This window comes from Rathayibacter sp. AC182, assembly GCF_979253875.1.
Genome location: NZ_CEEDEK010000003.1, coordinates 349,756 through 367,405, shown reverse-complemented (window position 1 = coordinate 367,405; position 17,650 = coordinate 349,756). Strand labels below are relative to the sequence as shown.

Below are 17,650 nucleotides of genomic sequence, written 5' to 3'. Positions count from 1 at the left end.
CTTCGCGCTCGGGACCTCGCAGGCACGGCTCGGGCCCATCAGCGGCTGGGCCGGCCCCTGGCCCGTGGACGAGCGGTGGTGGGACGCGAGGACGGCCACGCGCTACGACCGGTTCCAGGTCGTCGACGCGACCGGCACCGCCTGGCTCCTGCTCTGCCGCGACGGGGAGTGGGCCGCGGAGGCCTCGGTACGACTGACCGCCCTCCTCTCCCCGATCCGCGCTCGACCCCACCTCTCAGAAGGAGCCCCATGGGCTGGAACAACCCGCCGATCCCCTGGTCGGAGTTCGAACGACGCCTCTCCTCGGGGCGCAGGGCCGATGGCAGCCCCGTCCAGGGGGACGGGAGGGACAGCCCCGCGTGGTCGCACAAGCGGCCTGCCTACACGGCGGGCGACGACGTCCGCTCCCCCGATCGGAAGGTGCCCTACGCCGAGCTGCACGCCCACTCCAACTTCAGCTTCCTCGACGGAGCGAACCGACCCGAGCAGCTGGTGGAGGAGGCGGTCCGTCTCGGCATCGACACCCTCGCCCTGACCGACCACGACGGCCTGTACGGGATCGTCCGGATGGCCGAGGCGGCGCAGGGCCACCCCGTCCGGACCGCCTTCGGCGCCGAGCTCTCGCTCGGACTGCGCGCTCCCCAGAACGGCGTCGCGGATCCGGAGGCTCCCACCTGCTGGTGCTCGCGCGCCGCGAGGAGGGCTACCACCGGCTCGCCCGCGCTCTGACGACGGCTCAGCTCGCCGGCGCCGAGAAGGGCAAGCCCAGCTACGACCTCGAGGAGCTCGCCCGGGCGGCAGGGGGCCACTGGATCGTCCTCACGGGATGCCGGAAGGGCGCTGTGCGCCAGGCGCTGGTCGCGAGCGGGGAATCGGCGGCCGAGGAGGAGGTGCGCGAGCTCGTGCGCCTCTTCGGAGCCGCCAACGTGATCGTCGAGCTGTACGACCACGGCGATCCGCTCGCCTCGCTGCACAACGACCAGCTCGCCGGCATCGCGGAGCGTCTCGGACTGCGGCGGGTGGCGACCGGGAACGTCCACTACGCCCGCCCCGAGGACCGTCCGCTGCAGACCGCGCTGGCGGCCGTCCGAGCACGGCGCAGCCTCGACGAGATGGACGGCTGGCTGCCCGCCGCCGCAGGAGCGCACCTGCGCTCCGGAGCCGAGATGGCCGAGCGGTTCGCGCGCTATCCGGGCTCCGTCGAGACCACGGTCCTCGTGGCCGACGAGATCGCCTTCGAGCTGGGCCGGGTCAGACCCCGGCTCCCCCGCCAGGAGGTCGGGGACGGGCACACGCCGATGAGCTGGCTGCGCGAGCTCGTGCGCCGGGCCGTGCCCGACAAGTACCCGCAGGCCGACTCCGACGTGCTCGACCGGCTCGAGAAGGAGCTGGCGGTCATCGAGGCCAAGGACTTCCCCGGCTACTTCCTGATCGTCCACGACATCGTGCACTTCGCCAAGGGGAAGGGGATCCTCTGCCAGGGCCGCGGTTCGGCCGCGAACTCCGCGGTCTGCTACGTCCTGGGCATCACGGCGGTGGACTCGATCTTCTACGACCTCCCGTTCGAGCGCTTCCTCTCGAGCATCCGCGACGAGGAGCCCGACATCGACGTCGACTTCGACTCGGAACGGCGCGAGGAGGTCATCCAGCACGTCTACGAGAAGTACGGCCGGCTGAACGCCGCACAGGTGGCCAACGTCATCACCTACCGGCCCAAGTTCGCCGTCCGCGACATGGCGAAGGCCCTGGGCTACAGCCCGGGCCAGCAGGACGGCTGGTCGAAGCAGGTCGAGTCCTGGGGCGCGATCGTCGAGAGCACCGACCACGACATCCCCGACGACGTCGTCGCCCTCGCCACCCGCGTCCTCGGCGCGCCGCGGCACCTCGGGATCCACTCAGGAGGCATGGTCCTCACCGACCGCCCGGTGGGCGAGGTGTGCCCGATCGAGCCTGCGCGGATGGAGAAGCGGACCGTGCTGCAGTGGGACAAGGACGACTGCGCCTGGATGGGCCTCGTCAAGTTCGACCTGCTCGGTCTCGGGATGCTCGCCGCCCTGCAGTACACCTTCGACCTCGTCGCCGAGCACGTCGGCGAGAAGTGGGACCTCTCCACCATCCCTCGGGAGGAGAAGGGCGTCTACGACCAGCTCTGCCGCGCCGACTCGATCGGGGTGTTCCAGGTCGAGAGCCGCGCCCAGATGGGCACCCTGCCCCGGCTGCAGCCGCGCCGCTTCTACGATCTGGTGATCGAGGTCGCCCTGATCCGTCCCGGACCCATCCAGGGCGGAGCGGTGCACCCCTACATCCGGCGCAAACTCGGCGAGGAGCCGGTGACGTACCAGCACCCCCTCCTCGTCACCCCTCTCAAGCGCACCCTGGGCGTCCCGCTCTTCCAGGAGCAGCTCATGCAGGTGGCCGTCGCGGTGGGCGACTGCAACGCCGAGGACGCCGACCTCCTGAGGCGGGCCATGGGGTGCAAGAGGGGCACGGAGAAGATCGAGACCCTGCGCGAGCGGCTCTACCAGGGCATGGAGCGCAACGGCATCACCGGCGAGGTGGCCGACGACATCTACACCCGGATCCAGGCGTTCGCGAACTTCGGCTTCGCCGAGAGCCACGCGATCAGCTTCGCCCTGCTCGTCTACGCGAGCGCATGGCTGCGGCTCCACTACCCGGCGGCGTTCACTGCGGCTCTGCTCCGCGCGCAGCCGATGGGGTTCTACGCTCCGCACACCCTCGTCGCCGACGCCCGGCGGCACGGGTGCGCGTCGAGTCCCCCGACGTGAACCGGTCGCTCCCGCACCCCGGGCCCGAGGCGGCGGAGGAGGCACCGCGCCCCCGACGTCGCGGGGCGGCGTACGGCCGTGAGGAGTGCCTCTCGCCCCACCAGCCGCCGACCGGCCTCTTCGACGGGTCGGAGCACTTCGACACCGACGACCACCGCCGCGACGCGCACTTCGTCATCCGCCTCGGGCTGGCCGGTGTGAAGGGCATCGGGGACGCCCTCGCCGAGCGCATCGTGGCCGAGCGCGAGCGGGGAGGCGCGTACGCGAGCATGTCCGACCTCTCGCGGAGGGTGGGGGCGAACGCGACCCAGCTCGAGGCGCTCGGCGCCGCGGGGGCGTTCGACTCCCTCGGGCTCGATCGTCGCCAGGCCCTCTGGGAGGCCGGGACGGCCGCCTCGGACCGCGAGGAGTTCCTCGCGGGATCGGTGGTCGCGGTCCAACCGCCGCTGCTGCCGATGCTCTCGGCGCAGGAGCGTGTCGTCTTCGACTTCTGGGCGACCGGCGTCTCGCCCGACGACCATCCGCTCCGCCACCTCCGCCCCGATCTGCAGGCTCGTGGAGCCCGCTCGACGGCCGACCTGCCCGGCACCTCCTCCGGGACGCGGATCGAGGTCGCCGGGGTGGTGATCCACCGCCAACGTCCCTCCACAGCCGGTGGAGTGACCTTCATGAACCTCGAGGACGAGCACGGGATCCTCAACGTGATCTGCTCCGTCGGAGTATGGAACCGCTACCGGCGCATCGCCCGGGAAGCGCCCGCCCTGCTCGTCCGCGGAATCCTCGAGCGCTCCCGGGAAGGCGTCACCAACCTGATCGCCGACCGCTTCGAACCCTCTCGGTCGGCGCTCGAACGACCTCCCGCAACTTCCGATGACCACCGGCACCCGGCGACGACCGCTCCCGCGATCGCGCGCTCCACGAGAAAGCGATCCCATGACGACCACCCACTCCGCCGGCCCGCTCCCGCACCTGGACGCGCCGCTGCTCGACGACAGGGATCTGCGCGAGCGGGTCTCCTCGCTGATCGGCCCGGCCTACCGCCGAGCCCTCTGGCCGATCCTCCTCGACCGCGAGGGCTTCCAGCTGCCGATCCTCTACCCCGTCGACGGGCTCCCCGTGCACCCCGACGAGGCGCGCACCGAGAGGATCGTGGCGACGCTCGCCAAGGCGGTCGCCCATCAGGAGGTCGGCTCGCTCGCCTTCGCGCTCGAACGGCCGGGCCGGGCCTTCCTCGGCGAGACCGATCGGGTGCTCGCCCGCTACCTGGCCGCCGCGTGCCACCGCCGCGCCATCCCGCTCCGAGCGCTGCTGCTCGTGCACGACGACGGCGTGCGCGTCGTCGCCGCCGCGGAGTACACGGCATCGCAGCGCTGACCGCCCGACGACGGAGGGACGGCCCGCCGCGAGGCGAGCCGTCCCTCCGGGAGCCCGACGGTTCGAGGAACCGCGGATCAGTCCGCGGTCGTGAGGGTGATCAGCAGCGACGAGGCGCCCAGATCGACCTCGGTGTCGCCCGGCTGCGCCGCGTACTCGCCGACGCCCAGGAGCGACTCGGCGACCTCGGGCAGCGGCACGCGGGTCGCCGCGTCGCCGACGTTGATCGCGATCGTCACCCGGCCGCGGCCCAGAGTCAGCCAGCGCTGCTCCTCATCGAAGTCGACGACGAGCGAGCCGAACCGCGGGTCGGTCAGCTCGGGGAACCGACGGCGCAGAGCGCCGAGCTCGCGGTAGACGCCGAGGATCCGGGCGTGGCGCCCCTCCTGGGCCTCGGACCAGTCGAGCCGGGATCGGGTGAAGGTCTCGGGGTCCTGCGGGTCGGGAACGACCTCGGGGTCCCAGCCCATCTTCGCGAACTCCGCGATGCGGCCCTTCGCCGTCGCCTCGCCCAGGTCCTTCTCGGGGTGCGAGGTGAAGAACTGCCAAGGAGTCGATGCGGCCCACTCCTCGCCCATGAAGAGCATCGGAGTGAACGGGCCCAGCAGGGTGAGCGCCGCAGCGATCGCGAGCCGGCCCTCGTCGAGGGTCGCCGTGAGCCGGTCGCCGATCGCCCGATTGCCGATCTGGTCGTGGTTCTGGCTGCAGACCACGAGGCGCCACGCGGGCATCCGCTCGGTGTCGATCGGCCGACCGTGGTGACGGCCTCGGAAGGTCGAGAGGGTGCCGTCGTGGAAGAACCCGCGGGTCAGCACCTTCTCGAGGGATCCGAGCGGGGCGAAGTCCTCGTAGTAGCCGGTGGTCTCGCCGGTCAGGGCGACGTGCACCGCGTGGTGGAAGTCGTCGCTCCACTGGGCGTCGAGACCGTAGCCGCCCGCCTCGCGCGGAGTGATCAGCGTCGGATCGTTGAGGTCGGACTCGGCGATCAGGGTGAGCGGGCGTCCCACGTGCGCCGAGAGGACCGCCACCTCGGACGCCATCTCCTCGAGCACGTGCACCGCCCGCTCGTCCACGAGCGCGTGGACCGCGTCCAGCCGCAGCGCGTCGACGTGGTAGTCGCGCAGCCACATCAGCGCGTTGTCGATGATGTAGCCGCGGACGACGTCCGAGCCCTCACCGTCGAGGTTGACGGAGCTGCCCCACGTGTTGGCCTTCTCGTTCTTGAGGTAGGGGCCGAACTCGGGGAGGTAGTTGCCACTGGGGCCGAGGTGGTTGTAGACCACGTCCTGGATCACGCCCATGCCGGCGCGGTGGGCCGCGTCGACGAAGCGCTGGTACGCCTCCGGTCCCCCGTACGGCTCGTGGACGGCGTACCAGAGCACACCGTCGTAGCCCCAGTTGTGCGTGCCGTTCACCGCGTTGACGGGCAGGATCTCGATGAAGTCCACACCCAGCGAGCGCAGGTGGTCGAGCTTGCCCGCCGCGGCGTCCAGCGTCCCCTCGGGGGTGAACGTGCCGATGTGCAGCTCGTAGATCACCGCTCCGGCCAGCTGGCGGCCCGTCCAGGCGCCGTCCTGCCACGCGTGCACGGCGGGGTCGTAGGTGCGCGACAGCTCGTGCACCCCGCCGGGCTGGCGTCGCGAGCGCGGGTCCGGGTACGGGCCGGAACCGTCGATGCGGTAGCCGTAGTCGACCTCACCGGCGGGAGCGGAGCCGGAGACTCGCCACCAGCCCTCCTGACCCCTCCTCGTCATCGCGACGGGGTCGCCGCCCTCGATCACGAGCTCGACGGTCGAGGCCTCGGGGGCCCAGACGTCGAAGCGGTCCGGCCCGGCGGTGGCGAGGGCGTAGCGGTAGGGGGTCGTACTGATCACGGGGAGCTCCTGAGCGGGTCGGGCAGACGGGAGGTGGGGCGCCGGCCGGGGCGGAGAGCCCCGGCCGGAGGGTCAGACGACCGGGACGAGCAGCGCGACCGGGAGTCCGCCGCCGAGGATCTCGGCGACGGGAGTGGTGCCTCCCGCGAAGGTGCGCCCGGTGAGCAGGTCCTGCACGGGGTGCCCCGGCAGCACGAGCACGGTCCCGCCCCAGCCGCCGGCCTGCTCGAGGCCGTGCGGGAGCCGCGTGGCGACGGTCAGGGCGCCTCCGCGATCGAAGGCGATGACGTTCTCCCGTGCCTCCCCGATGGCGAAGACCGGGGCGTAGCGCGTGAACAGCTCCGGACGGTCGCGGCGCAGCCGCAGCGCGCGAGAGGTGACGAGCAGCTTCGCCGCGCCCTCCCGGTCGATCCCGGGGACCCACCCTCCGTCGATCCGCTCGAGCAGGGAGCGCCGCTCGGCGAAGTCGACCGGACGGCGGTTGTCCGGATCGACGAGGGAGGTCTCCCAGAGCTCGCTGCCCTGGTAGACGTCCGGGATCCCGGGCGCCGTCAGCTGCACGAGCTTGGCCGAGAGGCTGTTCGACCAGCCCGTCGCCTGCACGCGGGCGACGGTCTCCTCGATCAGACGGCGGACCTCGGCGTCGTCGAACGCGGCGTCGACCGCCGCGTGCATCCGCTTCTCGAACGCCTCGTCGGGAGCGGTCCACTTCGTCGAGCTGCCCGCCTCGCGGGAGGCCTTCTCGGCGTACGCGTGCAGCCGCTCGCGCGACGCGGGCCACGACCCGACGATCGCCTCCCAGAGGAGGTGCTCGACGGGTCCGTCGCCGAATCCGACCAGCGAGTGCAGCGATCGCAGGGTCCCGGCCCAGACCTCGGGCTCCTCCGCGAGGGCCGTGATGCGCGCCCTCGTGTCCTCGCCCCGCTTCGTGTCGTGCGTCGAGAGGGTGGTGAGCGACGCCGGGAACGAGGCCTGGCGCACGCCCTGACGGCGGTGGAACTCCTCGAGCTCGATGGAGAACTCGTCGGGGTCCGCTCCGACCTCGTTCAGCGACGTGAGCCGGCTGTACCGGTAGAAGGCCGTGTCCTCGACGCCCTTGGCCATCACCATGCCGGAGGTCTGCTGGAAGCGCACGGAGACGGGAGTGCCGGTCTCGCCGAGCAGCTCCGCGACTCGATCGATCGTGCGGGCGATCTCCGGGCGCCGGTGCACGGCGTCGACTCGGGCGTGCTCGAGGTGCTCCGCTCCGTACGGCAGGTAGCTGCGGTACACCGGGAACGTCGCGAGCAGCTCGGCGATCGCGTCGTCCGCCCCGTCGACCTCGGGGATCAGTCGGGCGAGCCGCAGGACCTCGGAGCGGAGGATCCCGTCCGCGATGCCGCGCTTGGTGTCGTGGATCAGATCGGCCCAGACGACGGGCGAGCCGCCGCCGCCGAGCTCCGCGTCCAGACCCTCCAGCACGTGCCGCGAGTCGGCGTCGACGAGGATCCGATCGATGTCGGCGAGGGCGTCGTAACCGGTCGTGCCCACCGTCGCCCAGTGCGCCGGAAGGGTCTCGTCGCCCTCGAGGATCTTCTCGACCCACACCGGCGCTCCGCCGATGGCGCGAGCGAGGTCGTCGAGGTACCCGCCCGGGTCGGCGAGGCCGTCCGGGTGATCGACCCGCAGGCCGTCGGCCAGTCCCTCGGTGAACCAGCGGACGATCTCGCGGTGCGAGGCGTCGAACACCTCGGGTCGTTCGACGGTGATGGCGGCGAGGGTGTTCACCGCGAAGAAGCGGCGGTAGTTGAGCTCCGCGTCCGCTCGGCGCCAGTTCACCAGCTCGTAGCTCTGACGCTCGTGCACCACGCGACCGGAGTCGCCGGGCTCGGCGGTGCCGGGCGCGATCGGCAGGCGGTTCTCGTAGTAGTGCAGCTCGTCGCCGACGACCTCGAGGGCGTCGAGCTCGCTGTCGCTGTCGCCCTCGCTCGCGCCGTCACCCAGGATCGGGACGCGCAGCCTGCCCTCGCCCGCCTCCCAGTCGATGTCGAACGCGGTCGCGTAGCGGGACGACTTCCCGTTCTTCAGCAGGTCCCACCACCAGGAGTTCTCGCTCGGCGTCGCGACGCCCATGTGGTTCGGCACGATGTCGATGAGGACGCCGAGTCCCTCGGCCTTGGCGGCGGCCGCGGCGCGGGCCAAGCCCTCGCCTCCGCCCCGCGCCGGGTCGACCTGCGAGTGGTCGACGACGTCGTAGCCGTGGTCGGAGCCGGGCTCGGCCGTCAGCAGCGGGGAGAAGTAGAGCCAGTCGGCGCCGAGCGAGCGCACGTAATCGGCGATCTGCGCCGCCTCGTCGAGATCGAAGCCGGAGCGGATCTGGAGTCGGTAGGTCGAAGCGGGCAGTCGCACGTCAGGCTCCTGTCGAAGAGGCGGTCGCGGAGTCGGTCGACTCCGCGTGGGGGCTGGTGGTCCCGACGATCGGGATCGCCGAGGTGGCGGCGAGCGAGGCGAGGGAGGCGGCGACGGAGTGGTCGACCTCGGGCTCGGGCGCGCTGTGCTCCTGGAGGATCACGAGCGACTTCGCCTGGACGGTCAGCATCGCCCCCGCCGGACGCGGCACGGAGTCGGCCTCGGCGCCCGCCGTGTCGACGAGCACCGCCCACGCCAGCGCGTACTCGTCGCTCGGGACCCTGAACTCGACGTCGACGTCATCGGCGTTGAAGTAGAGGAGGAAGCTGTCGTCGGTCACGGGCTGGCCGCGCTCGTCGCGCTCGCGGATGCCGTTGCCGTTGAGGTAGATGCCCACCGAGCGGTCCAGACCGGAGTCCCAGTCCGACGGGCTCATCTCGGTGCCGTCCGACTTGAACCAGACGATGTCGGGCAGCGGCTCCTCGGAGCCGCGCAGCACGGGGCGCCCGTCGAAGAAGCGGCCGCGTCGGAAGGTCGGGTGCTCGGCGCGGAGGCGGATCAGCGCCGCCGTGAACTCCAGCAGCGGGCGGTCGGCGGTCGACCAGTCGATCCAGGTCAGCTCGCTGTCCTGGGCGTAGGTGTTGTTGTTGCCGTTCTGAGTGCGCCCGAGCTCGTCGCCGTGCAGGATCATCGGGACGCCCTGCGAGATGAGCATGGTCGCCAGGAAGTTGCGCTGCTGCCGCGCGCGCAGGCCGAGCACGGTCGGGTCGTCGGTGGGGCCCTCGACGCCGTGGTTCCACGAGCGGTTGTGGGACTCGCCGTCGTTGCCGTCCTCCCCGTTCGCCTCGTTGTGCTTCTCGTTGTACGAGACCAGGTCGCGCAGGGTGAAGCCGTCGTGAGCGGTGACGAAGTTGATCGACGCGACCGGGTAGCGGCCCGAGCGGGCGTAGAGGTCGGCCGATCCCGTGAGGCGCGAGGCGAACTCGCCCATCGTGGAGGGCTCCCCGCGCCAGAAGTCGCGCACGGTGTCGCGGTACTTTCCGTTCCACTCCGTCCACTGCGGGGGAAGTTGCCCACCTGGTACCCGCCGGGGCCGACGTCCCAGGGCTCGGCGATGAGCTTCACCTGCGAGACCACCGGGTCCTGCTGCACGAGCTCGAAGAAGGTGGAGAGGCGGTCGACGTCGTAGAACTCGCGGGCGAGCGCCGACGCGAGGTCGAAGCGGAACCCGTCGACGCGCATCTCGGTGACCCAGTAGCGCAGGGAGTCCATGATCAGCTGGAGCGAGTGCGGGTGCCGGACGTTGAGGGTGTTCCCCGTGCCGGTGTAGTCCATGTAGTAGCGCTTGTCGTCGTCGACGAGGCGGTAGTACGCCTCGTTGTCGATCCCGCGGAAGGACAGCGACGGACCGAGGTGGTTGCCCTCGGCGGTGTGGTTGTACACCACGTCGAGGATGACCTCGATGCCGGCCGCGTGCAGAGCGCGCACCATGCTCTTGAACTCCTGGACCTGCTGGCCCTGGTCGCCCGTGGAGGAGTAGGTGTTCTGCGGCGCGAAGAAGCCGATGGTGTTGTAGCCCCAGTAGTTCGACAGCCCCTTCTCGATCAGCGTCGAGTCGTTGACGAACTGGTGCACGGGCATCAGCTCGATCGCCGTGATGCCCAGGTGCTTGAGGTGCGCGATGACCGCGGGGTGCGCGACGCCCGCATAGGTGCCGCGCAGCTCCTCCGGGATGTCGGGGTGGCTCTTCGTGAGCCCCTTCACGTGCGCCTCGTAGATGACCGTGCGGTCGTACGAGATGCGGGGACGGCGGTCGCCTGCCCAGTCGAAGAACGGGTTGATGACGACGCCCATCATCATGTGCGGCGCCGAGTCCTCGTCGTTCGTCGAGTCGGGGTCGCCGAAGGTGTACGAGAAGAGCGACTGGTCCCAGTCGATCTCGCCCGCGACGGCCTTCGCGTAGGGGTCGAGCAGCAGCTTGTTGGGGTTGCAGCGCTGGCCGGCAGCCGGGTCGTACGGACCGTGGATGCGGTAGCCGTACTTCTGGCCGGGCTGCACCTGCGGCAGGTAGCAGTGCCAGACGTAGGCGTCCGACTCGAGCACGTCGACTCGCGTCTCGGTGCCGTCGTCGTCGAAGAGGCAGAGCTCGACGCGATCGGCGATCTCGCTGAAGAGAGCGAAGTTCGTGCCGCTTCCGTCGAAAGTGGCGCCCAAGGGGTAGGCGGTTCCGGGCCAGGTCTCCACGAGACTCCTCTGGGGTGTGGTCTCGGGCGATCCGGATGAGGCCGTCGTTCGGTCCGCGGATGCCCGACGTCGGGGGTGATGGTCCATCACCTTCGCGACGGACCGACTGCCCACCTTAGCGAGGGCCTCCTCCGGCTCAGCCGGGAGGCCCGGGTCGGCGGGGCTCACAGGTCGCCGTCCCGGCTCGCGATCTGCGCCGCGGAGCGCGGGCTCGACGGTCGGATCGGGAGCAGCGGCGAGGTCACGCTTGGAACAGTACGGGCGGCACCGATCCTGCCGGAGGGGCTGGCGCAGCGCCCGGATGATCGGCTAGCGAGGCGCTCCGGATCAGTGCGAGCCGATCCTGCGCCGCAGGAGGTCGATGCGGGCCTGCAGCTGCGTCACGCTGGCCTGCGCGACCGCCGGGCCGCCGCAGAGCCGTCGCAGCTCGGTGTGGACCTGCCCGTGGGTCTCCCCCGTGTTGCGGGCCCACAGCCCCACCAGCGAGTTGAGGAGGCTCCGCTGCTCCTTGAGCGTGCGGTAGAGCGGGGCCGGGATCTCGCTCTCCTTCGCCTCCGGTGCGGCAGCGGCCGCTCCCGGCCGCGTTCCTGCGCGCTTCGCCTGGCGCTGCTGGCGGTGCTGCAGGAGCTCGCGCACCTGATCCGGCTCGAGGAGCCCCGGCAGGCCGATGAAGTCGAGCTCCTCCTCGCTCTCGACCTCGACCTCCATGCCGAACTCGGCGCCCTCGTAGACGACGCGGTCGAAGGTCGCGGCGGAACCGAGCGACTCGAAGCGCCCCTCCTCGAGGAGCTCGGAGGACGCCTTCTCCTGCCGCTCGGCGTCGGCCATCAGGTCGGCCTCGGGGTACTCCTCGTCGTCCGAGCTCTTGCGGTCCAGCGCGTGGTCGCGCTGCTGCTCCATCGAGCTCGCCAGCGCCAGCAGGCCCGGCACGTTGGGGAGGAAGATCGACGCGGTCTCGCCGCGGCGGCGGGCTCGCACGAACCGGCCGATCGCCTGGGCGAAGAACAGCGGAGTCGAGGCCGACGTCGCGTACACGCCGACCGCGAGTCGCGGCACGTCGACGCCCTCCGACACCATGCGCACGGCGACCATCCACCGGCTCGTGCCCTTCGAGAACTCCTCGATCCGGTCGCTCGCCTCCTTCTCGTCCGACAGGACGACGGTCACGGGCTCGCCGCTGATCTCGCGGAGCATCGCGGCGTAGGCGCGGGCCGCGTAGTGATCGGTCGCGATGACCAGTCCGCCGGCGTCGGGGATCGCCCGGCGCACCTCGCTCAGCCGCGTATTGGCGGCCCGCAGCACCGAGGGGATCCAGTCGCCCTTGGGGTCCAGCGCCGTCCGCCAGGCCTGCGAGGTGATGTCCTTCGTGTTGCCCTCGCCCAGCCGCGCCTCCATCTCGTCGCCTGCCTTCGACTTCCAGCGCATCTGCCCGGCGTAGACCATGAACAGGACGGGACGGACGACTCCGTCGGCGAGCGCGCGGCCGTAGCCGTAGGCGTAGTCCGTCAGGGAGGTGCGGATGCCCTCCTCGTCGGGGAGGTAGCTGACGAAGGGGATCGGCGCGGTGTCGGAGCGGAACGGCGTGCCCGTCAGGGAGAGCCGGCGCACCGCGGGCTCGAAGGCCTCGCGGATCGCGTCGCCCCAGCTGAGCGCGTCTCCGCCGTGGTGGACCTCGTCGAGGATCACGAGGGAGCGACCCGAGAGCGTGAGTTCGCGATGCAGCTCGGGGCGGACCGCGATCTGGGCGTACGTCACGGCGACGCCGTGGTAGTGCCGGGCGTGGCGCCCCATCCTGTTCGTGAAGGTGGGGTCGAGCCGGATGCCGACCCGGTGCGCGGCCTCGGCCCACTGGCGCTTGAGGTGCTCGGTCGGCGCGACGACCGTGATGCGGTCGACCGTGCGGTTGTGCAGGAGTTCGGCCGCGAGGCGGAGCGCGAAGGTCGTCTTGCCGGCGCCCGGCGTCGCCGCGGCGAGGAAATCGCGCGGCTCGGTCTGGAAGTAGGCCTCGAGGGCCTCCGCCTGCCACGCGCGGAGCTTGTTCGCCGTGCCCCACGGAGCGCGTCCGGGGAACGACGGGGACAGGTGCTCCGCAGCGGAGGTGCCGACCTGATGACCGAAGCTCGAGGGACTGTTCACGTGCGCCAACGCTAGCCGACGGCACCGACACCGGCTCCCCGACCGCGCGATCGAGCGCCGCACGGCGCGGTCGGCGGGCGTGTCGTGATCGTCCGCACGACGGATCCCGCCGCACTGGCGCCGGAGCAGAATGGAGGGATGGTCGAGCAGCGTCATCCGTGGTCCCGCTACGTCGCCCTCGGCGACTCCTTCACCGAGGGGATCGGCGATCCCGAACCCGCGAGCCCCGGCGGACACCGCGGCTGGGCCGACCGGGTGGCCGAGGTCCTCGGCAGCCAGGTCGACGACTTCGCCTACGCCAACCTCGCCGTCCGGGGGAAGCTGCTGCAGCAGATCCTCGACGAGCAGATCGAGCCGGCGCTGGAGCTGCGCCCCGACCTGATCACCATCTCCGCAGGCGGCAACGACGTCATCCGCCCGGGGACCGACCCCGACGACATCGCGTCGCGCTTCGAGGCGGGGCTCGCCCGCCTGCGCTCGGACGACGCCACCGTGGTGCTCTTCACGGGCGTCGACGTCGGCTTCTCCCCCGTCTTCGGGCGGATCCGCGGCAAAGTGGCGATCTACAACGAGAACCTGCGCGCTCTCGCGAAGCGCTACGACTGCATCGTCGCCGACCAGTGGTCGCTCCAGGAGATCCAGGACGTGCGGATGTGGGCGCCCGACCGCCTGCACCTCAATCCGCACGGTCACCACGAGGTCGCGCGGATGGTCCTCAACGCGCTCGCCGTCGAGAACTCCCTGAGGCCCCTCGCGCCCGAGCCGCTGCCGACGCCCACCTGGCGCGCCGCACGGACGGAGGACGTCAAGTGGGCGAGGGAGTACCTCGTCCCGTGGGTGCTGCGCCGGGTGCGGCACCAGTCCTCGGGAGACTTCATCACGGCCAAGCGGCCGTCGGCCGAGCCCTACCGCGCCGGTGCCGACCGGGCGCAGCCGGCTCCCTCGGCCCCGGGCACCGCCGCCCCCGGCAACGCGACGCCGGAGCAGGTCGCCGCCGACATCGCGACCGCCGGTGTCCGCATCGTCGTCGACGGAGTCGACCAGGCCGAGCAGCTCGGCCGGGTGCGTCAGGCGCCAGCCGAATCCGGGGTCCTCGATCGCGCCGTCGGCCACGAGGGGCAGCTCGTACGGCGTGCCGTCGACCTCGACGGTGACGGTCCCCACGCTCGATCCGTCCTCGACGGTGTCGAGCGGATCGAGGGCGACGGTCGTGCTCGTCGTCGCGGCGCCCCAGGTCAGGACGGACCGCGCCTCGGCGGTCTCGGCGACGGCCGAGTCGCCCCAGAGGCTCGTGTACGAGCCGAAGTCCTGCCCCTCCGTCGTCAGCGGCACCGTGCGGAAACCCGCCTCGACGCTCGGGAGCAGCGTCAGGACGTCGGCGGCGAGCTGAGGATGGGTGCGCGCACCCACGACCACCCCGACGAGGGTGACCGGCTGACCCTCGACCGTCGTGTCGACCGAGAACAGCAGGCAGGACCCCGCCTCGTCCGTCGTCCCGGTCTTGATCCCGTCCACTCCCCGCGGCCGAGCAGGGTATTCGTGTTCTCGATCGTGCCCACTCCCGGGATGTCCGCGGTGGGCAGGGCGACGATCGGCGCCAGCACCGGATCGGCGACCAGCAGCTCGCCCAGCCGCACCATGTCGGCGGTCGTGCTCACCGTGTCCGGGGAGAGCCCGCTCGTGTCGGTGACAACGGTGCGGGTGAGGCCCTGCCCGTCGAGCCAGGTGCGCGCGGCGGCGAGGTACGCCTCCTCCGATCCGAACGCCCAGATCGCCAGCGACTTCGAGTAGTTGTTGGCGGAGGGGAGCATCAGCACCGTCAGAGCCTCGCGCTGCGTCAGCTCGAGGCCCGCCGACACCGGTGCGACCGAGCCGTTCTCGGCCAGGGACTCGGCGTAGTAGCCGACGTCCGCGTCGGTGAAGGTGATCGTCTCCCCGTCGGTCCCCTCGGCGATCGGCTTCGCCGCGAGGATCACGAGCGCCGTGACGACCTTGGCGATGCTGCCCGTCGGCACGGGTTCGGTGGAGCCGTAGCGTGCGAGGACGCCGTCCTCCTCCGCACCGTCGAAGCCGAGCGCGGTGATCGCTCCCGAGCCGTACGACGGCCAGGCGAGGGCGGGAGCATCGAGCACCGCCGGGGACGTCCGTGCCACCAGTGCGGTGGCCTCGGGCAGATCGGCGCTCGCCGCCGTGGCCGCGTAGGCCCCGCCACCGCCGACGAGGACCGCTGCGAGCACGGCGCCCACGATCGCGCCCGGGCGCATCCGGCGGCGAGGTGCGGGGGCGGGAGGCGCCGGGTTCTCCGCCTCCACTGCTCCGAAGACGTCGAGCGGCGAGTTGTCGGGTCGCGTCGGGGAGCTCACCCCGTCATCGTAGGCGGGGCGCGCTGCGCTGCCGGGGACCCCGCCGGGGCGGTCGCGACTCAGCGTCCGCCCGGTCGCGTCAGCGCCCAGAGCGCCACCGCGCCCGCGGAGGCCACGTTGAGCGAGTCGACCCCGTGCAGCATCGGGATCGTGACGACGGTGTCCGCCGCGTCGAGCGCCGCGCGGCTCAGCCCGTCGCCCTCGGCTCCGAGCACGACGGCCACCCGCTCGGGCCGCCCGGCCGCGTACACGTCCAACGGCACCGCGTCGGGGGCGAGCGCGAGCGCCGCGATCGAGAACCCCGCCGCCAGCAGCTCCTCGCGCGCCGGTCCCCACTCGGGCGTCCTGGTCCACGGCACCTGCAGCACGGTCCCCATGCTGACCCGGACGCTCCGGCGGTAGAGCGGATCGGCGCAGCGCGGCGTCACGAGGACCGCGTCGGCCCCCATCCCCGCGGCGGCGCGGAACACGGCGCCGACGTTCGTGTGGTCGACGAGGTCCTCCAGGATCACGACGAGCCGCGCGTCCGCGAGCAGCTCGGTCACGGAGGGGAGCACCGGCCGGTGCATCGAGGCCAGCGCCCCGCGGTGCAGGTGGAAGCCCGTGAGCTCCTCGATCATCGCGTCCGGTGCGACGAAGACGGGGACCTCGGGGAAGCGCTCGAGCACCTCCGCAGCGTCCGGCAGCCGCTTCTCCTGGACCAGGACCGACCGCGGACGGTGCCCTGCGTCGAGCGCGCGTCCGATCACCTTCGACGACTCCGCGATGTAGAGGCCGCCCTCCGGCTCCAGCACCCGCCGCAGGGCGACATCGGTCAGCCGGTGGTAGTCGGCGAGGAGGGCGTGGTCGAGGTCCGCGATGTGCACGATCGGCATCCCGGCACCCTAGGGCACCGGGGCGCTCTAGACTTCGAGACGGGCCCGTCGCACTCGCGGGGCCCGCTGACGGGAGGCGCGGATGGAGTCGAGTCCGACACCGGACGCCGACGGCACGCGTGCCGAGGCGATCGAGCAGGCCGTCGAACTCCTCAGCGGACGCCGCATCGCCGCCGTCACGGGGGCGGGCGTCAGCACCGACTCCGGCATCCCGGACTACCGCGGGGCGGGAGCGCCCGTGCGCACTCCGATGACCTACTCGCAGTTCGTCGCCGACCCGGAGTACCGCAAGCGCTACTGGGCGGGCAGCCAGATCGGCTGGCGGCGCTTCACGAGCACCCTGCCCAACGACGGGCACCGCGCGCTCGCGCGCCTGGAGGAGAACGGCGTGCTCACCGGGGTCGTCACGCAGAACGTCGACGGTCTGCACGTGCGCGCCGGGTCGCGTCGCGTGGTCGATCTCCACGGCTCCGCCGACCGGGTGCGCTGCATGACCTGCGGGCAGTACTTCGCCCGAGACGCCGTGGCCGACCGCATCGCCGAGGCGAACCCCTGGCTCGACGACCCCGGAGTGTCCTCCCTCAACCCCGACGGCGACGCCGAGGTCCACGACGTCTCGGCCATGACCGTGCCCGCGTGCACCGTCTGCGGCGGGATCCTCAAGCCGGACATCGTCTTCTTCGGCGAGTTCATCCCGACGGAGCGGTTCCAGGAGGCGCGCGCCATTGTCGCCGGCGCCGACGCCCTCCTCGTGGCCGGCTCGTCCCTGGTCGTCAACTCCGGCATCCGCTTCCTCGAGATCGCCCGTCGCGGCAAGATGCCGATCGTCATCGTCAACCGCGGCACCACCAAGGGCGATTCCCGCGCCGCGATCAAGATCGACGGCGGCACGAGCGAGGTCCTCCGCGCCCTCGCCGACCGCCTGCCCGCCCGCTGACGAGGGCGTCGCCCTCCCCGCTCCTCGAGAGGCTCCCCGTGACCCAGCTCACCCTCGTCCGCCACGGTCAGACCGACTGGAACGCCGCCCGCCGCATCCAGGGCGCCAGCGACATCCCCTTGAACGACACCGGCCGGTCCCAGGCCCGCGCCGCCGCGCGGATCCTGGGCGAGCGCTCCTGGGACGCGGTCGTCTCGAGCCCGCTGCAGCGCGCCCACGAGACCGGCGCGATCATCGCCCGCGGACTCGGACTGCCCGAGCCGGTCGTGGTACCCGGCCTCGCCGAGCGCGCCTACGGCGAGGCGGAGGGGATGACCGGCGACGACCTCCGGGCGCTCTTCCCTGGCGGCATCGAGGGAGCGCGGATCCCCGGCTGCGAGACGCGGTCCGAGGTGGTCGCCCGGGCCACGGAGGCTCTGCTCGAGGTCGCCGAGCGCTTCCCCGACCAACGGGTGATCGTCGCGACGCACGGAGCCGTGATCGGCAGCCTCCTCCGCTCGCTCAGCGAGGACGCTCTGCCGCCCCAGGGCATCACCGTCGGCAACGGCTCGCGGCACGACTTCGCGATCGTCGACGGCGCGCTGCGGATCGTCGCGTTCGACGACTCCGGCGACGTGGTCGTGGTGGACGCCGATCTCGACGACGTGCTCAGCCCGACCGCGGGCTGAGGACC

Annotated in this window: 8 protein-coding genes and 3 pseudogenes; 5 read left to right on the top strand and 6 right to left on the bottom strand. The window is 71.9% G+C overall.

Features of this window, described 5'->3' with window-relative positions; all coding sequences use genetic code 11:
- Nucleotides 1-249 precede the first annotated feature (249 nt).
- A pseudogene (locus AC0CII_RS04830) lies at nucleotides 250-3,660 on the top strand (error-prone DNA polymerase).
- 59 nt (nucleotides 3,661-3,719) lie between these two features.
- Nucleotides 3,720-4,160: a hypothetical protein gene (locus AC0CII_RS04825; protein WP_465225865.1), complete on the top strand. Its 441-nt coding sequence runs from the start codon at nucleotides 3,720-3,722 to the stop codon at nucleotides 4,158-4,160.
- A gap of 77 nt (nucleotides 4,161-4,237) precedes the next feature.
- Here AC0CII_RS04825 and treZ read toward each other — a convergent pair whose 3' ends face one another.
- The 4 genes and pseudogenes from treZ to AC0CII_RS04805 form a co-directional block, all read right to left on the bottom strand.
- The gene (gene treZ / locus AC0CII_RS04820; RefSeq protein ID WP_465225866.1) at nucleotides 4,238-6,034 is read right to left on the bottom strand and encodes a malto-oligosyltrehalose trehalohydrolase; all 1,797 of its coding nucleotides are present in this window, start codon (nucleotides 6,032-6,034) and stop codon (nucleotides 4,238-4,240) included.
- Between the two features lie 72 nt (nucleotides 6,035-6,106).
- Complete coding sequence (treY, locus tag AC0CII_RS04815; RefSeq protein WP_465225867.1) at nucleotides 6,107-8,422, bottom strand: malto-oligosyltrehalose synthase; 2,316 nt, start codon at nucleotides 8,420-8,422, stop codon at nucleotides 6,107-6,109.
- 1 nt (nucleotide 8,423) lies between these two features.
- Nucleotides 8,424-10,666 (bottom strand): annotated as a pseudogene (gene glgX / locus AC0CII_RS04810) (glycogen debranching protein GlgX).
- A 327-nt stretch (nucleotides 10,667-10,993) separates the two neighbouring features.
- Nucleotides 10,994-12,802, bottom strand: coding sequence for a DEAD/DEAH box helicase (locus AC0CII_RS04805; RefSeq protein ID WP_307786020.1), 1,809 nt, complete (start codon nucleotides 12,800-12,802; stop codon nucleotides 10,994-10,996).
- Between the two features lie 138 nt (nucleotides 12,803-12,940).
- On the opposite strand from AC0CII_RS04805, the pseudogene AC0CII_RS04800 reads away from it, so the two are divergent.
- A pseudogene (locus AC0CII_RS04800) lies at nucleotides 12,941-13,711 on the top strand (SGNH/GDSL hydrolase family protein); the annotation flags it as partial.
- Nucleotides 13,712-14,169: 458 nt separating this feature from the next.
- Here AC0CII_RS04800 and AC0CII_RS04795 read toward each other — a convergent pair.
- Nucleotides 14,170-15,165: a D-alanyl-D-alanine carboxypeptidase family protein gene (locus tag AC0CII_RS04795; RefSeq protein WP_465228772.1), complete on the bottom strand. Its 996-nt coding sequence runs from the start codon at nucleotides 15,163-15,165 to the stop codon at nucleotides 14,170-14,172.
- A 59-nt stretch (nucleotides 15,166-15,224) separates the two neighbouring features.
- Nucleotides 15,225-16,040 (bottom strand): TrmH family RNA methyltransferase, encoded by an 816-nt coding sequence (locus AC0CII_RS04790; RefSeq protein WP_465225870.1) that lies wholly within the window; start codon nucleotides 16,038-16,040, stop codon nucleotides 15,225-15,227.
- Nucleotides 16,041-16,122: 82 nt separating this feature from the next.
- On the opposite strand from AC0CII_RS04790, the gene AC0CII_RS04785 reads away from it, so the two are divergent.
- Both AC0CII_RS04785 and AC0CII_RS04780 read left to right on the top strand, forming a co-directional pair.
- Nucleotides 16,123-16,977, top strand: coding sequence for a Sir2 family NAD-dependent protein deacetylase (locus AC0CII_RS04785; protein WP_207402588.1), 855 nt, complete (start codon nucleotides 16,123-16,125; stop codon nucleotides 16,975-16,977).
- Nucleotides 16,978-17,015: 38 nt separating this feature from the next.
- On the top strand, nucleotides 17,016-17,645 hold the full coding sequence (locus tag AC0CII_RS04780; protein WP_251942482.1) for a histidine phosphatase family protein: 630 nt from the start codon (nucleotides 17,016-17,018) through the stop codon (nucleotides 17,643-17,645).
- The last annotated feature ends 5 nt before the right edge of the window (nucleotides 17,646-17,650 follow it).